The 22,639-nt window shown below is 65.8% G+C and carries 18 protein-coding genes and 1 pseudogene; 16 read left to right on the top strand and 3 right to left on the bottom strand.

What is annotated here, in order from left to right:
* The first annotated feature begins 1 nt into the window (after nt 1).
* The 14 genes from P0M04_RS03395 (at nt 2) to lpxC (ending at nt 15,283) form a co-directional block, all read left to right on the top strand.
* Nucleotides 2-1,372, top strand: a complete 1,371-nt coding sequence (locus P0M04_RS03395) for a UDP-N-acetylmuramoyl-tripeptide--D-alanyl-D-alanine ligase (RefSeq protein WP_259449143.1) — start codon at nt 2-4, stop codon at nt 1,370-1,372.
* A 4-nt stretch (nt 1,373-1,376) separates the two neighbouring features.
* Entirely contained in the window at nt 1,377-2,546 is a 1,170-nt protein-coding gene (mraY, locus tag P0M04_RS03390; RefSeq protein WP_259448756.1) for a phospho-N-acetylmuramoyl-pentapeptide-transferase, read from the top strand.
* Between the two features lies 1 nt (nt 2,547).
* Nucleotides 2,548-4,044 (top strand): UDP-N-acetylmuramoyl-L-alanine--D-glutamate ligase, encoded by a 1,497-nt coding sequence (gene murD / locus P0M04_RS03385; protein ID WP_259448757.1) that lies wholly within the window; start codon nt 2,548-2,550, stop codon nt 4,042-4,044.
* Nucleotides 4,044-5,261 carry a putative lipid II flippase FtsW gene (ftsW, locus tag P0M04_RS03380; RefSeq protein ID WP_259448758.1) on the top strand — a complete coding sequence of 406 codons (1,218 nt, stop codon included), beginning with the start codon at nt 4,044-4,046 and terminating at the stop codon, nt 5,259-5,261. The genes murD and ftsW overlap by 1 nt, the downstream gene beginning before the upstream one ends.
* Nucleotides 5,258-6,340, top strand: coding sequence for an undecaprenyldiphospho-muramoylpentapeptide beta-N-acetylglucosaminyltransferase (murG, locus tag P0M04_RS03375; RefSeq protein ID WP_259448759.1), 1,083 nt, complete (start codon nt 5,258-5,260; stop codon nt 6,338-6,340). Before ftsW ends, murG begins: the two co-directional genes overlap by 4 nt.
* Nucleotides 6,337-7,734 carry a UDP-N-acetylmuramate--L-alanine ligase gene (gene murC, locus P0M04_RS03370; protein WP_259448760.1) on the top strand — a complete coding sequence of 466 codons (1,398 nt, stop codon included), beginning with the start codon at nt 6,337-6,339 and terminating at the stop codon, nt 7,732-7,734. The genes murG and murC overlap by 4 nt, the downstream gene beginning before the upstream one ends.
* On the top strand, nt 7,731-8,705 hold the full coding sequence (locus P0M04_RS03365) for a D-alanine--D-alanine ligase (RefSeq protein WP_259448761.1): 975 nt from the start codon (nt 7,731-7,733) through the stop codon (nt 8,703-8,705). The genes murC and P0M04_RS03365 overlap by 4 nt, the downstream gene beginning before the upstream one ends.
* A 10-nt stretch (nt 8,706-8,715) precedes the next feature.
* Complete coding sequence (locus tag P0M04_RS03360; RefSeq protein ID WP_259448762.1) at nt 8,716-9,537, top strand: cell division protein FtsQ/DivIB; 822 nt, start codon at nt 8,716-8,718, stop codon at nt 9,535-9,537.
* 21 nt (nt 9,538-9,558) lie between these two features.
* Nucleotides 9,559-10,791, top strand: a complete 1,233-nt coding sequence (gene ftsA / locus P0M04_RS03355) for a cell division protein FtsA (RefSeq protein WP_105380921.1) — start codon at nt 9,559-9,561, stop codon at nt 10,789-10,791.
* A 216-nt stretch (nt 10,792-11,007) separates the two neighbouring features.
* Entirely contained in the window at nt 11,008-12,210 is a 1,203-nt protein-coding gene (gene ftsZ, locus P0M04_RS03350; protein WP_259448763.1) for a cell division protein FtsZ, read from the top strand.
* Between the two features lie 211 nt (nt 12,211-12,421).
* Entirely contained in the window at nt 12,422-12,925 is a 504-nt protein-coding gene (locus tag P0M04_RS03345) for a peroxiredoxin (RefSeq protein WP_259448764.1), read from the top strand.
* A 7-nt stretch (nt 12,926-12,932) separates the two neighbouring features.
* Nucleotides 12,933-13,382: a GNAT family N-acetyltransferase gene (locus tag P0M04_RS03340; protein ID WP_259448765.1), complete on the top strand. Its 450-nt coding sequence runs from the start codon at nt 12,933-12,935 to the stop codon at nt 13,380-13,382.
* A gap of 50 nt (nt 13,383-13,432) precedes the next feature.
* On the top strand, nt 13,433-14,275 hold the full coding sequence (locus P0M04_RS03335) for a DMT family transporter (RefSeq protein ID WP_259449144.1): 843 nt from the start codon (nt 13,433-13,435) through the stop codon (nt 14,273-14,275).
* A 72-nt stretch (nt 14,276-14,347) separates the two neighbouring features.
* Complete coding sequence (gene lpxC / locus P0M04_RS03330; protein WP_259448766.1) at nt 14,348-15,283, top strand: UDP-3-O-acyl-N-acetylglucosamine deacetylase; 936 nt, start codon at nt 14,348-14,350, stop codon at nt 15,281-15,283.
* A gap of 78 nt (nt 15,284-15,361) precedes the next feature.
* Here lpxC and P0M04_RS03325 read toward each other — a convergent pair whose 3' ends face one another.
* Nucleotides 15,362-15,859 carry a DciA family protein gene (locus tag P0M04_RS03325; protein WP_259448767.1) on the bottom strand — a complete coding sequence of 166 codons (498 nt, stop codon included), beginning with the start codon at nt 15,857-15,859 and terminating at the stop codon, nt 15,362-15,364.
* A gap of 245 nt (nt 15,860-16,104) precedes the next feature.
* On the opposite strand from P0M04_RS03325, the pseudogene secA reads away from it, so the two are divergent.
* Nucleotides 16,105-18,887: pseudogene (gene secA, locus P0M04_RS03320) on the top strand (preprotein translocase subunit SecA).
* A 114-nt stretch (nt 18,888-19,001) separates the two neighbouring features.
* Here secA and P0M04_RS03315 read toward each other — a convergent pair.
* Nucleotides 19,002-20,012, bottom strand: a complete 1,011-nt coding sequence (locus P0M04_RS03315) for a MerR family transcriptional regulator (RefSeq protein ID WP_259448769.1) — start codon at nt 20,010-20,012, stop codon at nt 19,002-19,004.
* Between the two features lie 40 nt (nt 20,013-20,052).
* Nucleotides 20,053-21,129, bottom strand: a complete 1,077-nt coding sequence (locus P0M04_RS03310) for an AI-2E family transporter (protein ID WP_259448770.1) — start codon at nt 21,127-21,129, stop codon at nt 20,053-20,055.
* 268 nt (nt 21,130-21,397) lie between these two features.
* On the opposite strand from P0M04_RS03310, the gene argJ reads away from it, so the two are divergent.
* On the top strand, nt 21,398-22,636 hold the full coding sequence (argJ, locus tag P0M04_RS03305) for a bifunctional glutamate N-acetyltransferase/amino-acid acetyltransferase ArgJ (RefSeq protein ID WP_259448771.1): 1,239 nt from the start codon (nt 21,398-21,400) through the stop codon (nt 22,634-22,636).
* Nucleotides 22,637-22,639: the final 3 nt, after the last annotated feature.

Genomic DNA, 22,639 nt, shown 5'->3' with positions numbered 1-22,639 from the left:
GATTCGTGGCTCGATCGAGCAAGTGCTGGCAACCATCGAAGGCGCGCGCGTCACGCGCGACGCGTACTTCCAGGGGGTGTCGACCGACAGCCGGCAGGTGATGCCGGGGTCGCTGTTCGTCGCCCTGCGCGGCGAACGCTTCGATGCGCACGACTTCCTCGGCCAGCTGGTGGACAAGCCGATAGCAGCCGTCGTCGTCGAGAAGCTCCCCGACCACTATCCGCTGCCGGCCATCGTCGTGCCGGACACGCTCGTCGCGCTGGGCCGCATCGGCAACTTCTGGCGCCGCCGCTTCGCCATTCCCGTCATCGGTGTCACGGGCAGCAACGGCAAGACGACGGTCAAGGAAATGATCTCGGCCATCCTCGTCGCCGCCTTCGGCGCGGAAGGACGCCTGGCCACGCAGGGCAACCTGAACAACGAGATCGGCGTGCCGCTGACCGTGACGCGCCTGACCGACGCGCACAAGGCCGCCGTCGTGGAACTGGGCATGAACCACCCGGGCGAGATCGCGCGCCTGGCCGCCATCGCCGAGCCGACCGTCGCCGTCGTCAACAACGCCCAGCGCGAGCACCAGGAATTCATGCACACCGTGGAAGCGGTGGCGCGCGAGAACGGCGCCGTGCTGCAGGCGCTGCCGGCGGACGGCGTGGCCGTGTTCCCGGGCGATGACGAATACACCGATCTGTGGCGCGGACTGGCGGGCGAGCGCAAGGTGCTGACGTTCGGCCTGACCGATGCATGCGACGTGCGCGCGACGTACACCGTGACCGAATTCGGCAGCGAACTCGCCGTCGCCGCGGGTGTCGAACGCTTCACGATCCAACTGAACGCCGCCGGGTCGCACAACGTCCGCAACGCGCTGGCCGCCACCGCCTGCGCCCTTGCGGCGGGCATCCCCGTCGACGCCGTCGTGCGCGGCCTGGAAGCGTTCGCGCCGGTCAGCGGCCGCCTGCAGCGCAAGCAGGCCTCGAACGGCGCCACCGTCATCGACGATACGTACAACGCCAACCCCGACTCCGTGCGCGCCGCCATCGACGTGCTCGCGCAATACCCGTCGCCGCGCGTCCTCGTGCTGGGCGACATGGGCGAGGTTGGCACGCAAGGACCTGAGTTTCACCAGGAAATCGGTGCGTATGCCGCAAGCCGCGGCATCGACACCGTGCTCGCGACCGGCGACCTGGCTCGCCACATGGCCGGATCGGGAGCGCAACACTACGAGCAGTTCGACGAATTATTGGCAGCACTGGATCAAAAACTGGGCAGCAAATCTGACGCAACTGTGTTGGTGAAGGGCTCGCGCTTCATGAAGATGGAACGCGTGGTCCAACACCTGACCGCATCAACCAACACCGGCAAGGAAGCCCACTAGACTTATGCTGCTTTGGCTCGCACAATATTTTCAGGACTATCTCGGTCCGCTGCGCGTTTTTAACTACATCACGTTCCGTGCCGTGTTCGCGACCATCACCGCCATCAGCATCGGCATGCTGTGCGGCCCGGCCGTGATCCGCAAGCTCACCGAGATGAAGGTCGGCCAGGCCGTGCGCACGTACGGTCCGCAGACGCACCTGTCCAAGCACGGCACCCCGACCATGGGCGGCGTGCTCGTGCTGATCGCCATCGGCGTCTCGACCTTGCTGTGGTGCGACCTGTCGAACCGCCTGATCTGGCCCGTGCTCGTCGTTACGCTGGGCTTCGGCGCCATCGGCTGGGTCGACGATTACCGCAAGGTCGTCTACAAGGACCCCGAGGGCATGCGCTCGGGCGAAAAATACTTCTGGATGTCGCTGATCGGCATTACCTCGTCGCTGTACCTCGCGTTCTCCGTGTCCGCCGCGACGCCGTGGGAAGTGTGGCAGCTGTTCTTCGCGTGGGTGCAGTCCGGCTTCTCGATGGACCTGCCGCCGAAGGCCGACCTGATCGTCCCGTTCTTCAAGACCATCAGCTATCCGCTGGGCGTGTGGGGCTTCATCGCGCTCACGTACTGCGTGATCGTGGGGGCTTCCAACGCCGTCAACTTCACGGATGGCCTGGACGGTCTCGCCATCATGCCGACCGTGATGGTGGGCGGCGCCCTGGGCCTGTTCGCCTATCTCACCGGTAACGCGACGTATTCGAAATACCTGTTCATCCCGCACATCCCGGGCGCCGGCGAACTCCTGATTTTCTGCGGCGCGATGGCCGGCGCGGGCCTGGCCTTCCTCTGGTATAACGCGCACCCCGCGCAGATGTTCATGGGCGACGTGGGCGCGCTGGCGCTGGGCGGCGCGCTCGGCACCATCGCCGTCATCGTGCGCCAGGAGATCGTCCTGTTCATCATGGGCGGCGTGTTCGTCGCCGAGACGCTGTCCGTGATCATCCAGGTCAGCTGGTTCAAGTACACGAAAAAGAAGTATGGCCAGGGACGCCGCGTGTTTTTGATGGCGCCTTTGCACCACCACTTCGAACAGAAGGGCTGGAAGGAGACCAAGGTCGTCGTCCGTTTCTGGATCGTGACGATGATCCTGGTCCTGATCGGTTTCTCCACCCTCAAACTGCGCTGATATGAACTACGACGGCAAAACCGCACTGGTACTGGGGCTCGGCGAATCGGGCCTGGCGATCGCGCTGTGGCTCGCGCGCTCGGGCGCCCGCGTGCGCGTGGCCGACACGCGCGCCGAGCCGGCACGCCTGCCCGCGCTGCGCGCTGCCGTAGCGGATGCCGAATTCGTCGCCGGCCCGTTCACGGCGAACCTGCTGGACGGCGTGGACTTCGTCGCCGTCAGCCCCGGCCTGGCGCCGGACCGTGAACTGGCCGAGATCGCGCCGGCAGCCGCCGCACGCCACGTGCCGCTGTGGGGCGAGATCGAGCTGTTCGCGCAGGCGCTGTCGAACCTGAAGGCGGAGCAGGGGTACTCCCCGAAAGTCATCGCCATCACGGGTACGAACGGCAAGACGACGGTGACGAGCCTCACCGGCTTGTTGTGCCGCCGCGCCGGTCTCACGACGAAGGTCGCCGGCAACATCAGCCCCGCCGCGCTGGACGTGCTGCGCGAGGTGATCGATGCGAACGAGCTGCCGCAAGCCTGGGTGCTGGAACTCTCCAGCTTCCAGCTGCACACGACGTACAGCCTGAACCCGGACGCCGCGACCGTCCTGAACATCACGCAGGACCACCTCGACTGGCACGGCAGCATGGCCGCCTATGCCGCCGACAAGGCCCGCATCTTCGGCGCCGACACCGTCCGTGTGCTGAACCGCGACGACAGCGTCGTGATGGGCATGACGGCGCCGGGCGCTGCGATCACCACGTTCGGCACCGGCGAACCGGATGCGCCGGGCAGCTTCGGCCTCGTGAACGAGCGTGGCGTGCTGTGGTTGGCGAATGCGAACCCGGGCGAAGAACCCGAGAAGAAGAAAAAGAAAAACGAGCCGGCCGAACCCGTCGAAGTCGTCATCAACCGGTTGATGCCTGCCGACGCGCTGCACATCCGCGGCCTGCACAACGCCTCGAACGCGCTGGCCGCGCTGGCGCTGTGCCGGTCCGTCGGCCTGCCGCTGGCGCCGCTGCTGCACGGCCTGCGCGAATACCAGGGCGAGCCGCACCGCGTGGAGCTCATCACCAGCATCGACAACGTCGAGTACTACGACGATTCCAAGGGCACGAACGTCGGCGCCACCGTCGCCGCGCTGGAAGGCCTCGGTAAAACGTTCGGCGAGACGGACCGCCAGATCCTGCTCATCGCGGGCGGCGACGGCAAGGGCCAGGATTTCAGCCCGCTGGCCGGCCCGTGCGCGCGCTACGTACGCGCCGTGCTGCTGATCGGCCGCGACGGCCCCGCCATCGGCGCCGCCCTGGAGCCCACCGGCGTGCCGTGCTTCGAGCTTCCGGGCCTGCCGGAAGCCGTGCGCCGCGCGAACGGTCTGGCGAAGTCGGGTGACGTCGTGCTGCTGTCGCCCGCCTGCGCGAGCCTGGATATGTTCACGAACTACGCGCACCGCGCCCAGGTCTTCGTGGACGCCGTGCGCGACATCGCGCTCGAGAAGGGACAGGAGATCTGATGCCTTTCCAGATTCCCTTCAAGTTCGGCGGCAGCGCCAGCGACGCGCCGATCGCGACGCGCGCACGGCCGTCGCGCATGATGGAATACGACCAGCCGCTCGTGTGGGTCGTGGTGCTCCTGATGCTGTTCGGGATGGTGATGGTGTACTCGGCGTCGGTCGCGCTGCCGGACTCCCCCAAGTTCGCCTACCTGGCCGGCAAGAATAATTACTTCCTGGTGCGCCAGGCCATGTTCATCACGATCTCGATGGTGGCGGGCCTGTTCGTCTTCCGCATCCCCGTCGCGACGTGGCAGCGCTTTGCGCCGCTGATGTTCGTTGCCACGCTGGTCCTGCTGTCGCTCGTGCTCATCCCCGGCGTCGGCGTGGTCGTGAACGGCGCCCGGCGCTGGCTGTCGCTGAAGATTTTCAATTTGCAGCCGTCCGAGATCATGAAGGTGGTGTCCGTGCTGTACGCGGCCGACTTCACGGTGCGCAAGCAGCAGTACATGCACAAGCTGACGAAGGGCTTCATGCCGATGGCCGCCGCGATGGCGCTCGTCGGCGCGCTGCTGATGCTGGAGCCCGACCTCGGCGCGTTCGGCGTCGTCGTCTGCATCTCGATGGGCATCCTGTTCCTCGGCGGCTTCAACATGATCTGGTTCGGCGGGATCGGCGCCGTCCTGGTGCTCGTGTTCTCGACCATCATCGCGCTGTCGCCGTTCCGGCGTGCGCGCATGTTCGCGTACATGAACCCGTGGGAAGAGGGCAATGCGTTGGACAAGGCATACCAGCTGACCCATTCGCTGATCGCATTCGGCCGCGGCGAGTTCTTCGGCGTGGGCCTGGGCGGCAGCGTGGAGAAGCTGCACTACCTGCCGGAAGCGCACACGGACTTCATCATGGCCGTCATCGGCGAGGAGCTCGGTCTCGTCGGCGTTCTCGTCGTGATCGGCCTGTTCTACTGGCTCGTCAAGCGCGCCTTCGACATCGGCCGCCAGGCCATCGCGCTGGAACAACACTTCGCCGGCCTCGCCGCGAAAGGCATCGGCATCTGGATCGGCGTGCAGGTGTTCATCAACATGGGCGTGAACCTGGGCCTGCTGCCCACCAAGGGCCTGACCCTGCCGCTGATGAGCTACGGCGGTTCCGGCGTGCTGTTCAACTGCGTCGGTCTCGCGATCCTGCTGCGCATCGATTACGAAAACCGGGTACGGATGCGGGGAGGCCGGCAATGACAAGACGCTTGATGATCATGGCCGCCGGTACGGGCGGCCACATCTTCCCCGGCATCGCCATCGCGCAATCGATGCGCGAGCGCGGCTGGGAAGTGTCGTGGCTGGGCACGCAGCACGGCATGGAAAAGGACATCGTGCCGAAGCACGGCATCCCGATGGATTCCATCGACTTCGCCGGCATGCGCGGCAAGGGCATCGCGCACACGGTGTCCGGCGCGTTCAAGCTGGTCGCCAGCTTTGCCTCGTGCCGCAAGTACCTGGCCCTGCGCAAGCCGGACGTCGTGCTGGGCATGGGCGGCTACGTGACGGTGCCGGGCGGGATGATGGCGCGTTCGCGCGGCATTCCGCTGGCGCTCGTGAATGCGGATGCGGCCCTGCTCCTGTCGAACAAGACCCTGACGCCGCTCGCACAGCGCGTGCTGTTCGGCTTCCCGGCCGATTTCGGCAAGGCCGCCGGTAAAGCCGTCGTCACCGGTAATCCAGTGCGCAAGGAGATCCTCGAGATGCCGTCGCCGGGCCACCGTTTCGCCGGCCGCAGCGGACCGCTGAATATCCTCGTCGTGGGCGGCAGCCTCGGTGCGAAGGTGCTCAATGACAGCGTGCCGGCCGCGCTGGCACTGATCCCGGAAGGCCTGCGGCCGACGGTCACCCACCAGTCGGGCAAGAAGAACATCGACGCGCTGCGTGCGGCATATGCGCAGGCGGGCGTGCAGGCGAACGTCGTCGACTTCATCGACGACATGGCGGCGGAATATGCGAACGCGGACCTCGTGATCTGCCGCGCCGGCGCGATCACCGTGTCGGAACTGACGGCGGCGGGCGTGGCGAGCGTGCTCGTGCCGTTCGTCGCCAGCACGACGAGCCACCAGCGCGACAACGCGACCTGGATGGCGGGGCAGAAGGCGGCCGTGCACCTGCCGCAGGGCGAACTGAATCCGCAGCAGCTGGCAAAGCTGCTGCAAACCACCACGCGCGACGACTGCCTGGCGATGGCCGAGGCGGCGCAGGCGGTGGGACGGCGCGACGCCAATGCGGCGATCGCGCGCGTACTTGAAGAACTGGCGAACGGCGGACAATGAAACACAAGATCAAACACATTCACTTCGTCGGCATCGGCGGCAGCGGCATGAGCGGCATCGCGGAAGTGCTGCTGAACCTCGGCTATAAAGTATCGGGCTCGGACCTCGCGTCGAACGCGGCCAGCCAGCGCCTGCAGCAACTGGGCGCGGACGTGCGCATCGGCCACGCGGCCGGCAACATCGCCGGCGCGGACGCCGTCGTCACGTCGACCGCCGTCAACGAGGCGAATCCGGAAGTCGTCGCCGCGCGCGCCGCGAAAGTCCCCATCGTCCCGCGCGCCATCATGCTGGGTGAGCTGATGCGCCTGAAGCGCGGCATCGCCATCGCCGGCACGCACGGCAAGACGACGACGACGAGCCTCGTCGCCTCCGTGCTCGCGCAGGGCGGCCTGGACCCGACCTTCGTCATTGGCGGCCGCCTGAACAGCGCCGGCGCCAACGCGAAGCTGGGTACCGGCGATTACATCGTGGCCGAGGCGGACGAATCGGATGCGTCGTTCCTGAACCTGTCGCCGATGATCGAGGTGATCACCAACATCGACGCCGACCACATGGAAACGTACGAGCACGACTTCGAAAAGCTGAAGGCGGCGTTCGTCAACTTCACGCACCGCCTGCCGTTCTACGGCCGCGCCATGATGTGCATCGACGACGCCAACGTGCGTTCCATCCTGCCGCAGGTGACGAAGCCGGTGACGACCTACGGCTTCTCGGAAGAGGCCGAAGTGCGCGCCCTGAACGCGCGCGCCGTCGGCATCCAGATGCATTTCACCGTGCGCCAGCAAGGCTATCCGGACACGGACTTCGTGCTGAACCAGCCGGGCATGCACAACGTGCTGAACGCGTGCTCCGCGATCGCGATCGCACGCGAGATCGGCGTGCCCGACGAAGCGACGGCGCAGGGCCTGCGCGAATTCAACGGCGTGGGCCGCCGCTTCACGCGCTACGGCGAGATCGAACTGCCGCAGGGCGGCAGCTTCACGCTCGTCGACGACTACGGCCACCACCCGGTGGAAGCGCAGGTGACCCTGGCCGCCGCGCGCGCCGCGTACCCGGGCCGCCGCCTCGTGCTGGCGTTCCAGCCGCACCGCTATTCGCGCACCCGTGACCTGTTCGAGGACTTCGTCAAGGTGCTGGCGGCGCCGGACGTGCTGCTGCTGGCGGAAGTGTATCCGGCCGGCGAGGCGCCGATCGTGGCGGCGGACGGCCGCGCGCTCGCGCGTGCGCTGCGCGCGGGCGGCGCGGTCGAACCGGTGTTCGTGGAAGCCATCGCCGACATGCCGGCGACGATCCTCAAGGTGGCGCGCGACGGCGACGTCGTGCTCACCATGGGCGCCGGCTCCATCGGCGGCGTTCCCCATCAACTGACATCGAATCAAAAGGTAGCATCGTGAGCATTCCTGAAACCGACGCAAAAGCCCTGGGCAAGGTCGGGGTATTGTTCGGCGGCCGGTCCGCCGAGCGCGAGATTTCGCTGATCTCGGGCAGCGGCGTGCTGCAGGCATTGAAATCGAAGGGCATCGACGCGCACCCGTTCGACCCGGCCGAGCGCTCGCTGGCCGAACTGGCCGCGGAAAAATTCGACCGCGTGTTCATCGCACTGCACGGCCGCTACGGCGAGGACGGCACGCTGCAGGGCGCGCTGGAACTGCTGGGCATCCCGTACACGGGCAGCGGCGTGATGGCGTCCTCCGTCGGCATGGACAAGGTCACGACCAAGATCGTGTGGCTGGCGGCCGGTGTGCCGACGCCGCGCTACGTCACCATCGCCGCCGGCGCGGATGTCGACGCGAATGCCATCGTGGCCGAACTGGGCCTGCCGCTGATCGTCAAGCCGCCGCTCGAAGGCTCCACCATCGGCATCACCAAAGTGACCGATGCGGCTGCGCTGCAGGCCGCCGTCGACCTGGCGCGCCAGTACGACAAGGTGGTGCTGGTCGAGCAGTTCATCCAGGGCAGGGAGTTTTCCGTGCCGGTGCTGGGCAGCGGCCCCACCGCGCGCGCGCTGCCGATCGTGGAGATCGTCGCGCCCGAGGGCAATTACGACTACCAGAACAAGTACTTCACGGACGACACGAAATATCACTGCCCGGCGCCGCTCGATGCGGCGACGACCGCCGCGATCCAGGCCCACGTCGTGAACGCGTACCGCGCGCTCGGCTGCGAAGGCTGGAGCCGCATCGACGTGCTGCTGCGCGAGTCGGACAATGCACCGTTCCTGCTGGAGGTGAACACGTCGCCGGGCATGACGACGCACTCGCTCGTGCCGATGGCGGCGCGCGCCGAGGGCACGAGTTACGAAGACCTGTGCGTGGATATTCTGCGCTCCGCCAGCCTGAAAGCTGGACAGGCGAAGAAGGGATAAGGAAACAAAGATGTGGCATGACGTGCGAGCTCTGAACGCAACCGCCAGCGCGCTGACCGCGCTGGTGGTGCTCGCGTGCGTGGCGTCGGGAGTGTGGTGGCTGTCGCAGCGCCCGATGTTCACGTTGCGCGCGGTGCGGGTCGAGAGCATGTACGGGCTGGACCTGCAGCACGTGAACGAGCTGACGGTGCGTAACGGGGTGCTCGGGAAGATCAGCGGTAACTTCTTCACGAGCGACCTCGAACAGGTGCGCACCACCTTCGAGGCCGTGCCGTGGGTGCGCAAGGCCAGCGTGCGCCGCGAGTGGCCGAACCAGCTGATCGTGCAGGTCGAAGAGCACGAGGCGCTGGGCACGTGGGGCGAGGACGGCAAGCTGTTGTCGGTGAAGGGCGACGTGTTCACGGCCAACCTGGCCGAGGCCGATGAGGACCACGCACTGCCTGCGTTCGATGGTCCCACCGGCAGCGAGAAGGAAGTGCTCACGCGCTTCGCGGAACTGCGCGGCTGGTTCGCGCCGATCCGCCTGACGCCGGAGTCGATCAGCCTGTCGAACCGCTACGCCTGGACGGTGAGGCTGAACAACGGCATGAGCGTGGAGCTGGGACGCGAGAAGGACAAGGACACACTGCACGGACGCGTGCAGCGGCTGGTGAGCATTTACCCCCAGCTGGTGGCTAGACTGCAGGAAGGGCGCATCGATACCATCGACATGCGCTATCCGAACGGTCTCGCATTGTCCTCGGCGGCATTGACCGTGCCGGCGGATGCGTCCAAGCCCGTGAAGGCGGCAGTCAAGAAAAAAACAAATACCAAAACTACAAAGCAGATCTAATTTAAGCAGGCGACAGCAAACATGACAAAAGACGCGAAGAACCTGATCGTCGGCCTCGACATCGGTACCTCGAAGGTGGTGGCGGTGGTGGCCGAGGTGATGGCCGATGGGCGCCACGAGGTGATCGGACTGGGCCAGCACGAGTCCAAGGGTTTGAAGAAAGGCGTTGTCGTCAACATCGAAGCGACCGTCGAATCCATCCAGCGCGCGCTCGAAGAAGCCGAGCTGATGGCCGACTGCAAGATCCGCAACGTGTACGCGGGGATCGCCGGCAGCCATATCCGCTCGTTCAACTCGAGCGGCATGGTCGCCATCAAGGACAAGGAAGTGACGGCCACGGACGTGGCGCGCGTGATCGAGACGGCGAAGGCCGTGAACATCCCGACCGACCAGCAGCTGCTGCACACGGTGCCGCAGGAATTCATCGTCGACAACCAGGAAGACGTGCGCGAGCCGATCGGCATGAGCGGCATCCGCCTCGAGGTGCGCGTGCACATCGTCACCGGTGCGGTGTCCGCGGTCCAGAATATTGTAAAGTGCGTGCGCCGCTGCGGCCTCGAGGTGTCGGACCTGATCCTGCAGCCGATGGCGTCGGCCGATTCCGTGCTGACGAACGACGAGAAGGAACTGGGCGTCGTGCTGATCGACATCGGCGGCGGCACCACCGACATCGCGGTCTTCAGCGATGGCGCGATCCGCCACACGGCCGTGATCCCCATCGCCGGCGACCAGATCACGAGCGACATCGCGATGGCGCTGCGCACGCCGACGGGCGAGGCGGAAGAGATCAAGATCCGCTACGGCGTGGCCAAGCAGGTGTTGGCCGATCCGGGCGAGTCGCTGGAAGTGCCGGGCCTCGGCGACCGCGGTCCGCGTGCGCTGTCGCGCCAGGCGCTGGCGGCCGTGATCGAGCCGCGCGTGGAAGAACTGTTCGCGATGGTGCACCAGGTCGTGCGCGAGTCCGGCTACGAAGGCGTGCTCTCGTCGGGCATCGTGCTGACGGGCGGCTCGTCGATCATGCCGGGCATGATCGAAATGGCGGAAGACATCTTCCTGAAACCGGCGCGCCTCGGCACGCCGGAATACCGGGGGCAACTGGCGGACGTCGTGCGCAGCCCGCGCTACGCGACGGTCCTCGGTCTGCTGCTGGAAGCGAAAAAACAGTACCTGCGCGGTCACATCGTCACGCGTCAGGATGGATCGGTGAAGGCAGTGTGGCAACGAATGAAAGAGTGGTTCCTCGGGAATTTCTGAGGCGGCGGAGGACCGCGGCGCGCGTGAGCCAGGATGGGAACAACGTAAACGCAACGCGTGGCGGGTTTTTCGAGGTTTAGTAACAGCTAGTAGCAGATTTGCTTGGTAACGGACACGAAACATTTTTAAAATAGTGGCGCGTTTCCAATCTCGAGTCCTGGCGATGTCCGCGAGGATTCGGGCTTGGAAACGGCTCATCGAGATTAGGAGTTCATCATGGAGTTCGATATGGTCGATAACGCAGCATTGGGCACCGTCATCAAGGTCGTCGGCGTTGGCGGCGCGGGTGGCAATGCGGTCCAGCATATGATCAACAAGGGCGTGGCCGGCGTGGAGTTCATCGCGGCGAATACCGACGCCCAGGCGCTGGCCGCATCCAGCGCCCACAACATCATCCAGATCGGCGAGTCCGGCCTGGGTGCGGGCATGCGTCCGGAAATCGGCCGCCAGCTGGCCGAGCAATCGCGCATGCGCATCGAAGACGCGTTGCGCGGTGCGCACATGGTCTTCATCGCCGCCGGCATGGGCGGCGGCACGGGCACCGGCGCCGCGCCGATCGTCGCGGAAGTCGCCAAGAGCCTGGGCGCGCTGACCGTGGCCGTCGTCTCGAAGCCGTTCTCGTACGAAGGCCAGAAGTGCATGGACGTCGCCGAAAACGGCCTGAACGAACTGACCAAGCACGTCGACTCGCTGATCGTCATCCTGAACGAAAAACTGGAAGACATCTACGAAGACGAATCGATGCTGGACTGGATGAAGCATGCGGACGATGTGCTGAACAACGCCGTCGCCGGTATCGCCGAGATCATCAACGTCCCGGGCCACATCAATGTCGACTTCAACGACGTGAAGACCATCATGAGCGAGCAGGGCAAGGCCATGATGGGCACCGCGACCGCGTCGGGCGTCGACCGCGCGCGCATCGCCGCCGAACAGGCCGTCGCTTCGCCGCTGCTGGACGGCATCGACCTGTCGGGCGCGAAGGGCGTGCTGGTAAACGTCACCGCGTCGCGCGGCCTGAAAGGTAAGGAGATCAAGGAAGTCATGGCCGCCGTGCGCGCCTTCGCTGCGCCGGACGCCGCGATCGCACAAGGCATCGCCTACGACGACGAGATGGGCGACGAACTGCGCGTGACCGTCGTCGCGACGGGCCTGGGCAAGAACAAGGCCAACATCTCGCTGGTGCAGCCGCAGCAGGTCCTGCGCACCGGCACGTACGGCGCGCCGATGATGTCCGGCACCCCGGGCGTGACGGCCGGCGTGACCATGGGTACGGCGACCGGCGCCGGCGCGATGGACGGCATGAAGCAGCCGGCCGTGTGGCGCCGCGAGCAGGCCTCCGAGCAGGTGCGCGCGATGCAGAACAACGGTGTCGAGACCTACGACATCCCGGCGTTCCTGCGCAAGCAAGCCGACTAAGTAGCAGACTCCAACGCCGGCTGACCACCGGCGCTCCATGATGCGGGGCCAGGCTGTTCCAAGCAGCCTGGCCTTTCGTTTTTCAACACCGGGGTCAGAGCCCGATTTTTGGAAATAGCTTGCGGGCAGTTGCCAAAATAAGGGCTCTGACCCCGGTTTGGGCTGGATCAGGCATACTTGCGGGTTCTTGAAACTTGAAAGGAATACCACCATGACGATCCAGATCGGCGACCGCCTGCCCGAAGGCTCCCTGCAGGAATTCATCGACGTCGAAACCGAAGGCTGCGCGCTCGGCCCGAACACGTTCAACGTGGCCGACCTCGTGAAAGGCAAGACCATCGCCATCTTCGGCCTACCCGGCGCCTTCACCCCGACCTGCTCGGCCCAGCACCTGCCCGGCTACATCCAGCTGGCCGACCGGCTGAAAGCCAAGGGTGTCGACGAGATCTGGTGCATCTCCGTCAACGACGCATTCGTGATGGGCGCGTGGGGCCGCGACCAGAAGGCCACCGGCATCGTGCGCATGATGGCCGACGGCAGCGCCGCGTTCACCAAGGCCCTCGGCCTGGAATTCGACCTCGTCGCCAAGGGCTTCGGCGTGCGCTCGAAGCGCTACTCGATGCTCGTGCAGGACGGCGTCGTCAAGCAGCTGAACGTCGAGAGCGGTGGCTTCGACGTGTCGTCGGCCGAGACGCTGCTCAAGCAACTGGGCTGATCGACGCTTGATCATCAACACCGAATCGCCGGACCAGCCCGAGGTGCGCGACATGCTCGCGCGTCTCGACGCGTACTGCGCCGCGCTGTATCCGGCCGAGAGCAACCACCTGATGGACATCGCGTCGCTCATGCAGGGCGACGTGCTGTTCCTCGTGGCGCGCGACGTGGACGGCGCGGCGGTGGGCTGCGCGGCGCTCGTCAACAAGCAGGAATATGGCGAAGTCAAACGCATGTTCGTCGACGAGCGCAGGCGCGGACTGGGGACGGGCCGCAAGCTGCTCGAACACCTCGTGATGTTCGCGCGGATGTCCGGCCTGTCGGTGCTGCGGCTGGAGACCGGCATTCATCAGCCGGAAGCCATCGGTTTGTACGAGCGCCTCGGCTTCGAGCGCCGGGCACCGTTCGGCGACCACCGGGAGGATCCGCTGTCGCTGTTCATGGAGCTGCGGCTGTGAGAGATGCGCCCGTGAGCCGGCTTGCCGGGAACATGCGCAGCATCCGCGCGATGCTGGTCTGCGTCGCCATGTTCTCCATCATGGACATGACGATGAAGCTCCTGTCCGCGCATTTCCCGGCGCTGCAGGTGGCGGCGATCCGCGCGCTGTCCGCGCTGCCGCTCGTCGGCGCGTACCTGTTCTGGCGCGGCGGGCAGCGCTCGCTGCTGCGCATCCGCTGGCCGCTGCACCTGCTGCGCGGCGCGATCGGCATCGCGATGCTGGCCCTGTTCACGTACGGCCTCAAGACGCTGTCGCTGGCCGAAGCGTATTCGATTTTCTTCGTCGGTCCGATCCTGATCACGGCGCTGTCCGTGTTCGTGCTGGGCGAGCGCGTAAACGGTGCGCGCTGGATCGCGATCGGCGTCGGCATGGCCGGCGTGCTCGTCGTGCTGCGGCCGACCGGCGCCGGCTTTTTCTCGCTGGGCGGCCTCGCGGTGCTGATCGCGGCCGTATGCTATGCCGTCTCGGCCGTGGCCGGACGCGTACTCGCGCGCACGGATCGGGGCGAGCACATGATGTTCTGGCTGATGGTGCTGATGGCCACCGGCGCGACGCCCATGGCCGCGCCTGCATGGGTGCCCGTGCAGGCGGAGCACCTGCTGCTGATCCTGATGCTGGCCGTCAGCGGCTTCTTCGGCCAGCTGGCGCTGACGGAAGCGTTCAGCCATGGCGAGGCGTCCGTGGTGGCGCCGTTCGAGTATACGGCCCTCGCGTGGGGCGTGGCGATCGACTGGCTCATGTGGAAAACCTTGCCAGATGAATACACTTTATTGGGTGCCGCCATCATCATCGGCAGTGGCCTGTACCTGATCCGCCACGAAACCACCCACGCGGAGGCCGAGCATCCGTGAAAACGTGGTGTTCCAGCCACCGCCGGGTGGGGGCCTCCGGCAGGCGCGAAAGCCCTACGATATAATCGAACGATGCTCAAACAACGAACCATCAAACAATTGGTCCGCACGACAGGTGTCGGCCTGCACTCCGGAACCAAGGTCGAGCTGACCCTGCGTCCGGCGGCCGCCGATACGGGCATCGTGTTCCGCCGCGTCGATCTCGACCCTATCGTCGAGTTCCCGTCGAATGCCGATATCGTGGGCGATACCCGCATGGCGTCGGTGCTCACGCAGGGCAATGCGCGCGTCTCGACCGTCGAGCACCTGATGTCGGCCTGCGCCGGCCTCGGCATCGACAACCTGTACGTCGACGTCACGGCCGAAGAAATCCCGATCATGGACGGTTCCGCGTCGTCGTTCGTCTTCCTGCTGCAGCAGGCGGGCGTGCAGGAGCAGGCCGTGCCCAAGAAATTCATCCGCGTGCTGAAACCCGTGGAAGTCCGCCAGGGCAGCGGCGCCAACGAGAAATGGGCGCGCCTCACGCCATACGACGGCTTCAAGCTCGACTTCTTCATCGAATTCAACCACCCGGCCGTGGACGGCACGACGCAGCGCGCCGTCGTCGACTTCGGCAAGGTCTCGTACGTGCACGACGTGGCGCGTGCCCGCACGTTCGGCTTCATGCAGGACGTGGAAAGCCTGCGCGGCATGGGCCTGGCGCGCGGCGGTTCGCTGGAAAACGCGATCGTGATGGACGAATACCGGATCCTGAATGCGGACGGCCTGCGCTACGACGACGAGTTCGTGCGTCATAAAATCCTCGACGCGATCGGCGACCTGTACCTCGTCGGCTCGCCGCTTCTGGCCAGCTACGAGGCGCACAAGTCGGGCCATGGCCTGAACAACCTGCTGCTGCGCGAGTTGCTGGCGCATCCGGAATCCTACGAGATCGTCACGTTCGAGGCGCAGGAGCGGGCGCCGGTGTCCTACGGCGCGCAGATGGAGCGGGAGTGGGCGCTGACCTGATGGTGCGCCGACGCTGCATGAACGCGTGGACGGCGGATACGCCACGTCACAGCACATCGCCGGGTGGAGCTGTCCACCCTACTTGCGTCGCTCCGCCAGCCTTCTGATTGCCGCGATCAGCGCCGCGTTCTGCGGCGTTTCCGGCAACGTCTCTCCCAACTGCTCGAACGCATCCACCGCCGTCGGCGGCAAGGTCAGCGAGGACGGCTTCGCCTCCTCGCGCACGGGCACGTTAGGCCGCATCTGGATCTTGATGCGCACGTTCTCCACCTGCCATCCCTTTTTCTGCAAACCCGCCTGCAGCTTGGGCAGCTGCTGCTTGAGCTTGGCCGCGACGGCGGAAGAGGGCACGGCGAGGGTCAGCACGGCATCCTGGAACGACAGCACGTCGCAGCCGGCGTACATCGGCGGCAGGATGACCTTGACGTCACGCTGCAGATTGCCCACGCGCAGGGCGGTCGGCATCAGGGCCGCGAGGCGGTCGTTGGCGCGCAGGAAGTCGGTGGCGCCGAAGGCCGTCTTGCGGTCGCGGGTGCCGTAGATATGGAATGGACGCTGCTGATTAGAAGACTGCATGCTTGGAACATACCACAGCCGCGCACCCTGCCGCCAAGAATCGTGCGCGTTGTGTGAAATCGAATGCAGTTTGATAACATTTTTTGCCAGCCGCACTTGTGATCCGCCGGGCGACCCCCAAGTGTGGCCGGATCGCATGATAAAATCGGTGGCTTTTTGCCATTGGTGCTCTCGGGTAGATATGTTTTTGCTATCATCCTGGGCTCCTCGGACCTTTTTCGCGGCGTACTTTTGAAGAACACAGCATGTCATTCCTGACCAAGATTTTCGGCAGCCGTAACCAGCGTCTGCTCAAGCAATACCAAAAATCCGTACGCGAGATCAACGCGCTCGAGCCGCAGATGGAAGCGCTGTCCGATGCCGATCTCCAGGCAAAGACAAACGAATTCAAGCAACGCCTGGCCGGGGCGCCACGCTGGACGACATCCTCGTGGAAGCCTTCGCCGTCTGCCGCGAAGCTGCCAAGCGCGTCATGAAGATGCGCCACTTCGACGTGCAGCTGATCGGCGGCATGGTCCTCCACTACGGCAAGATCGCCGAGATGGGCACCGGCGAAGGTAAAACGCTGATGGCGACCCTGCCCGTGTACCTGAACGCGCTGTCCGGCAAGGGCGTGCACGTCGTGACGGTCAACGATTACCTGGCCCAGCGCGACGCCGAACAGATGGGCCGCCTGTACGGCTGGCTCGGCCTGAGCACCGGCGTGAACCTGTCGCAGATGGATCACGACAGCAAGCAGAAAGCCTACGGCTCCGACATCACCTACGGCACCAACAACGAGTACGGCTTCGACTACCTGCGCGACAACATGGTCTACGAGATGCGCGAGCGCGTGCAGCGTGGCCTGAACTTCGCCGTGGTCGACGAGGTGGACTCGATCCTGATCGACGAAGCGCGCACCCCGCTGATCATCTCCGGCCAGGCCGAGAACCACACGGAGCTGTACCACAAGATCAACGAAGTCCCGCCGCTGCTGACCCTGCAGATCGGCGAGGAGACCCCGGACGGCAAGGGCAACATCGAAGTCCCGGGCGACTACACGAAGGACGAGAAGGCGCACACCGTGCTGCTGACCGAGGCCGGCCACGAGAAGGCCGAGGCCATCCTCACGAAGATGGGCCTGCTGCCGGAAGGCGCCTCGCTGTACGACGCCGCCAACATCACGCTGATCCACCACCTGTACGCCGCCCTGCGCGCGCACGTGCTGTACCACAAGGACCAGCACTACGTCGTGCAGAACAACGAAGTCGTGATCGTCGACGAATTCACCGGCCGCCTGATGACGGGGCGCCGCTGGTCCGACGGCCTGCACCAGGCCGTGGAAGCGAAAGAGGGTGTGCGCATCCAGAACGAGAACCAGACGCTGGCCTCGATCACCTTCCAGAACTACTTCCGCATGTACGGCAAGCTGTCCGGCATGACCGGTACGGCGGATACGGAAGCGTACGAATTCCAGGAGATCTACGGCCTGGAAACCGTCGTCGTCCCGCCGAACCGTCCGTCGCAGCGCAAGGACCGCCAGGACCAGGTGTACAAGACGGCGCAGGAAAAATACCAGGCGATGCTGAACGACATCCGCGACTGCTACGAGCGCGGCCAGCCGGTCCTCGTCGGCACGACGTCGATCGAGAACTCGGAACTGCTGTCGGGTATCCTGGACCAGGCCAAGCTGCCGCACAACGTGCTGAACGCGAAGCAGCACGCACGCGAGGCGGAGATCATCGCGCAGGCTGGTCGTCCGAAGATGATCACCATCGCCACCAACATGGCGGGCCGCGGTACCGACATCGTCCTGGGCGGCAACGTCGAGAAGCAGATCCAGTTCATCGAGGCCGACGAGGCGCTGACGCCGGAACAGAAGGCCGAGCAATCGGCCAAGCTGCGCGAGGAATGGCAGTCGCTGCACGACCACGTCGTCGCGCAGGGCGGCCTGCACATCATCGGCACCGAACGCCACGAGTCGCGCCGCGTCGACAACCAGCTGCGCGGCCGTTCCGGTCGCCAGGGCGACCCGGGTTCGTCGCGCTTCTACCTGTCGCTGGACGACCCGTTGCTGCGCATCTTCGCGGGCGACCGCGTGCGCGCCGTGATGGACCGCCTCAAGATGCCGGAAGGCGAACCGATCGAGGCCGGCATGGTCACGCGCTCGATCGAAGGCGCGCAGCGCAAGGTCGAGGCCCGCAACTTCGACATCCGCAAGCAGCTGCTGGAATACGACGACGTCGCCAACGACCAGCGCAAGGTGATCTACACTCAGCGTAACGAACTGCTGGAAGCGGCCGACATCTCCGAGCTGATCGCATCGCTGCGTATCGGCGTGTTCACCGACGTCGTGCGCACCTGGGTGCCGGCGGAGTCGGTGGAAGAGCAGTGGGACATCCCGTCGCTGGAGCGCGTGCTGGCCGACGAATGGGCGCTCCCGGTGCCGCTGGCGAAGATGCTGGAGGACGAGCCGAACCTGAACGACGACGACATCCTCGAGCGCGTGCTGGCCGCTGCGGAAAGCTCGTACGAAGCGAAGGTCGGCATCGTCGGCAAGGAAGCGTTCGGCGGCTTCGAGCGCAATGTCATGCTGCAGAACATCGACACGCACTGGCGCGAGCACCTGGCCGCGCTGGACCACCTGCGCCAGGGCATCCACCTGCGCGGCTATGCGCAGAAGAACCCGAAGCAGGAGTACAAGCGCGAAGCGTTCGAACTGTTCGGCACGATGCTGGACCAGATCAAGAACGAGGTCATCCGCACCATCATGACCGTCCGCATCCAGACCCGCGAGGAAGTCGAGGCGGCGGAAGCGGCGATGCAGGCGGCCGCGGCGCATCTGGAAAACGTCAACTACCAGCACGCCGACTTCGACCCGACGGCAGCGCCGGAAGAACTGATGGCGCCGCTCGCAGTCACTCCAGGCACGACGGCGATGGCGGACGATCCGGCCACCACCTACATGGGCGTGAAGGTCGGCCGCAACGACCCGTGCCCGTGCGGCAGCGGCAAGAAGTTCAAGGCTTGCCACGGCAAGCTGGCGTGATGCCGTAACCCCAACAAAAAGGCACCCGCGGGTGCCTTTTTTGTTGCCAAAAACCGGGGCCAGAGCCCGGTTTGGAGAAATTGCCAAAAATCGGGCTCTGACCCCGGTGTTACTTCAAGCGGTCAGCGCCTTGCGCAGCCAGGCCAGCGTCGCGTCGCCGATGCCCGGTCCCATGCGCAGCAGGGGTTCCGTCGCGGTGGCCTTGCGGAAGGCGTCGACGTCCTGCGGGTCGGTGCCGACCATGTCGTGGAACAGCGCCATCCACTGGCGCCCCAGGTCGCGCGCCCGCGGGCCCGTCGCTTCCGGATCGGCCTTGATCTCGGCCTGTACCTGCGCGATCAGGGGCGTCCACTCCTGGCCGCGCGTGGCGACGTGGCGGCGCATGCGGTCGAGCACTTCCGGCCGCAGGTATTTCGCCCACGTGTCGGATTTCAGTTCGCCGACGGCGGCCTTCACGTAGTCGAAAATCTGCGCCGGCATGCCGACGGCGTCCTTTTCGCGCTCGACCATCGCGTTCAGCTTCGCCTGCAGCGCCGCGTCGCCGCCCGTGTCGCGCTCGAACGTCTGTAGCCAGCGCAGGGCGAACGCCTTGGCGGCGTCCGAGTTTGGCGGGACCTGCGATTCGATCAGGCCGCGCACCTGTTCGACCATCGCCTGCCATTGCGCCTGCGCGGCATCGCTGCGGACCATCGGCAGGCGCTCCAGTTCCTCCTTGGTGAAATAGCGTTCGTATACGTTGATCATGTCCATGGTGTTCTCCAGTGTGGTGAGCCACGTGGACAGGTCCGGCGCGCTGCCTTGCACGAGTTGGGCGCGCACGCGCAGCAGCTGGTCGCGCAGGCGCCTGGCTTCCGCCATCCGCACTTCGAGCGCTTCCAGCTGGCGGTCGACGATCGCCAGCGGCGAGCCGGCCGGACTGTCCAGCGTGAGGGCGATGTCGGCGAGACTCAGGCCGAACGCACGCAGGGCCTGGATGCGGTGCAGGCGGGCCACGTCGTCGCGGTCGTAGAGCCGGTAGCCGGCATCGGAACGCGCGGAAGGGCGGAGCAGGCCGATGCTGTCGTAGTGGTGCAGGGTGCGCACCGTCAGGTTGGCCAATGCGGCCAGCTCTCCTACCTTCAGCATTGTTCGTCTCCGTTCTTCAGCGTGGGACCATGGTCAGGCCTCACGTGACGTGAGGGTCAAGCGGTTTCGACTCGCGCAAGGCACGTGCCTCGTGCCACAAGGTGACGAACAAGGTCATCACGACGGGTCCGACGAACAGGCCGATGAGCCCCAGCGTCTCGACGCCGCCGAGGATGCCCAGCAGGACGGCGACGAACGGCAGCTGCGTCGCATTGCCGATCATCGCCGGCCGCACGAAGTGGTCCGCGATGAACAGGATGATCGCGCCCCACACGAGGATCCCGATCGCCGCGATCGTCGCGCCCTGGAACGCGAGCAGCGCGGCGGCGGCGCCGAAGGCGAGCGGGGCGCCGAACGGGATGATGGCGAGGATGCCCGTCGCGGCGGCCCACAGCACGGCCGACGGCAGGCCCGCGACCTGGTAGCCGATGCCGAGCAGGACGCCTTCCGCGAGGCCGACGAGCACGAGCCCGTTGACGGTGGCGCGCACGGCGACAGGCACCTTCAGCGAGAACAGCGTCCAGCGCGCCGTGCCGATCAGGTGGGCACCGATGGCGTTCGTCTGGCGCTGCAGCGCGGCGCCGTCCTTGTAGAAGAAGAACAGACACAGGAAGGCGAACAGCATGTCGACGAGGCGGTGCATCACGCCGCTGCCGACGCGCTTCAGGACTTCGCTGGCGGTCTGCATGCGGCCGACGGAACCGTCCTGCAGCAGGTGCGCGAGGCCGTGCGGCTGGCCGAGCGTGGCCAGCCACCAGTTGTAGATGGCGTCGCCGGCGAACGGAATGCGGTGCAGCCATTCCGGCGCCGCGAGGCCTTCCGTGTTGGCGCTCGCGACCAACTGCGCCAGCGCCGGCGCCTGGCGCGCGGCCTGCGTGACGCCCAGCGCGAGCGGCGCGATGAACACGATGGCGACGATGACCGTGACAAGGGCCGCCGCGGGGAGTGTCCGCCCGCCCAGCGCCGTCCGGACGCGCACGTACAACGGCCACGTGGCGATGCACAGGATCGCGGCCCACAGCAGCGGCAGGATGAAGCGCTGCGTCACGAACAGGGCGCACAGGACGATCGCCAGCGAAAAGCCGGCACTGAGTACATCGCGTTGGTTGTCGGTCATTACGCCTCCGGTGGATGGGCCATCTTACCAAGGCTGCATCGCCGGGTAAGTAGTGTTGCCGATTATTAAGTGGTCAACTTAAGCGTGTATTAACAGCTCGAAAACGTCGTCCCCGCGCAGGCGGGGACCCAAGTTCATTTGCGCCGCTGCTGCGCACGCAAAATTGGACCCCCGCCTTCGCGGGGGCGACGTATGGAGCGGACCGTGCACGTCCGCTCAAGGCGTTACAATACCGGACCTTCTTTCCATCTTTTCATTAGAGAACGCCATGGCCGTCAATTCCCCCCTGCCCGTCGCCGCCGAACTGAAACCCGTCGCCGGCATCGAACTCGGTTACGCCGAAGCCGGCATCAAGAAGCCGAACCGCAAGGATGTGCTGGTGATGAAGCTCGCCGAAGGCGCGACCGTCGCCGGCGTGTTCACGAAGAACCGCTTCTGCGCGGCGCCGGTCCAGGTCAGCAAGGCGAACCTCGAGGCAGTGAAGGGCGGCGGCAAAGCGATCCGCGCGCTGGTCGTCAACACGGGCAACGCGAACGCCGGTACGGGCGAGCCGGGCCTGCAGAACGCGCAGGCCACGTGTGCCGAAGTGGCGCGCCTGCTCGGCCTCGACGCGCAGCAGGTGCTGCCGTTCTCCACCGGCGTGATCCTGGAACCGCTGCCGGTGCAAAAGATCGTCGCGGGCCTGCCGGCCGCCATCGCGAACCTGAAGGCGGATAACTGGTTCAACGCGGCGGAAGCCATCATGACGACGGACACGCAGCCGAAAGCGGCGTCGCTGACGACGACGATCGGCGGCCACGTGGTCACGATGACCGGCATCAGCAAGGGTGCCGGCATGATCAAGCCGAACATGGCGACGATGCTGGGCTATCTCGCATTCGACGCGAAGGTCGCGCAGCCCGTGCTGGACGAACTGGTGAAGTACGCGGCCGACCGCTCCTTCAACAGCATCACCATCGACGGCGACACGTCGACCAACGACTCGTTCATCCTCGTCGCCACGGGCGCCGGTTCGCTCGTCGTCGATTCGACCGACAGCGCGGACTACGCCGCACTGCGCGACGCCGTCACCGGCATCTCGCGCCACCTGGCGCAGCAGATCATCCGCGACGGCGAAGGCGCCACCAAGTTCATCACGATCAGCGTGGAGCAGGGCCGCGACATGGAAGAGTGCCGCAAGATCGCCTACGCCATCGCCCACTCGCCGCTCGTGAAGACCGCGTTCTTCGCCTCCGACCCGAACCTGGGCCGCATCCTGGCCGCCATCGGCTACGCGGGCGTGGACGACCTGGATACGTCCAGGCTCGACCTGTACCTGGACGACGTGCTGGTGGCGAAGGCCGGCGGCCGCAATCCGGAGTACAAGGAAGAAGATGGCCAGCGCGTGATGAAGAAGGCCGAGATCCTCGTGCGCGTCGTGCTCGCGCGCGGCGAGGCGGATGCGACCGTGTGGACGTGCGACCTGTCGCACGACTACGTCTCGATCAACGCCGACTACCGTTCCTGAACC

The organism is Telluria mixta, assembly GCF_029223865.1.
Lineage (GTDB): Bacteria > Pseudomonadota > Gammaproteobacteria > Burkholderiales > Burkholderiaceae_D > Telluria > Telluria mixta.
This window is presented reverse-complemented; position numbering and strand designations above follow the sequence as displayed.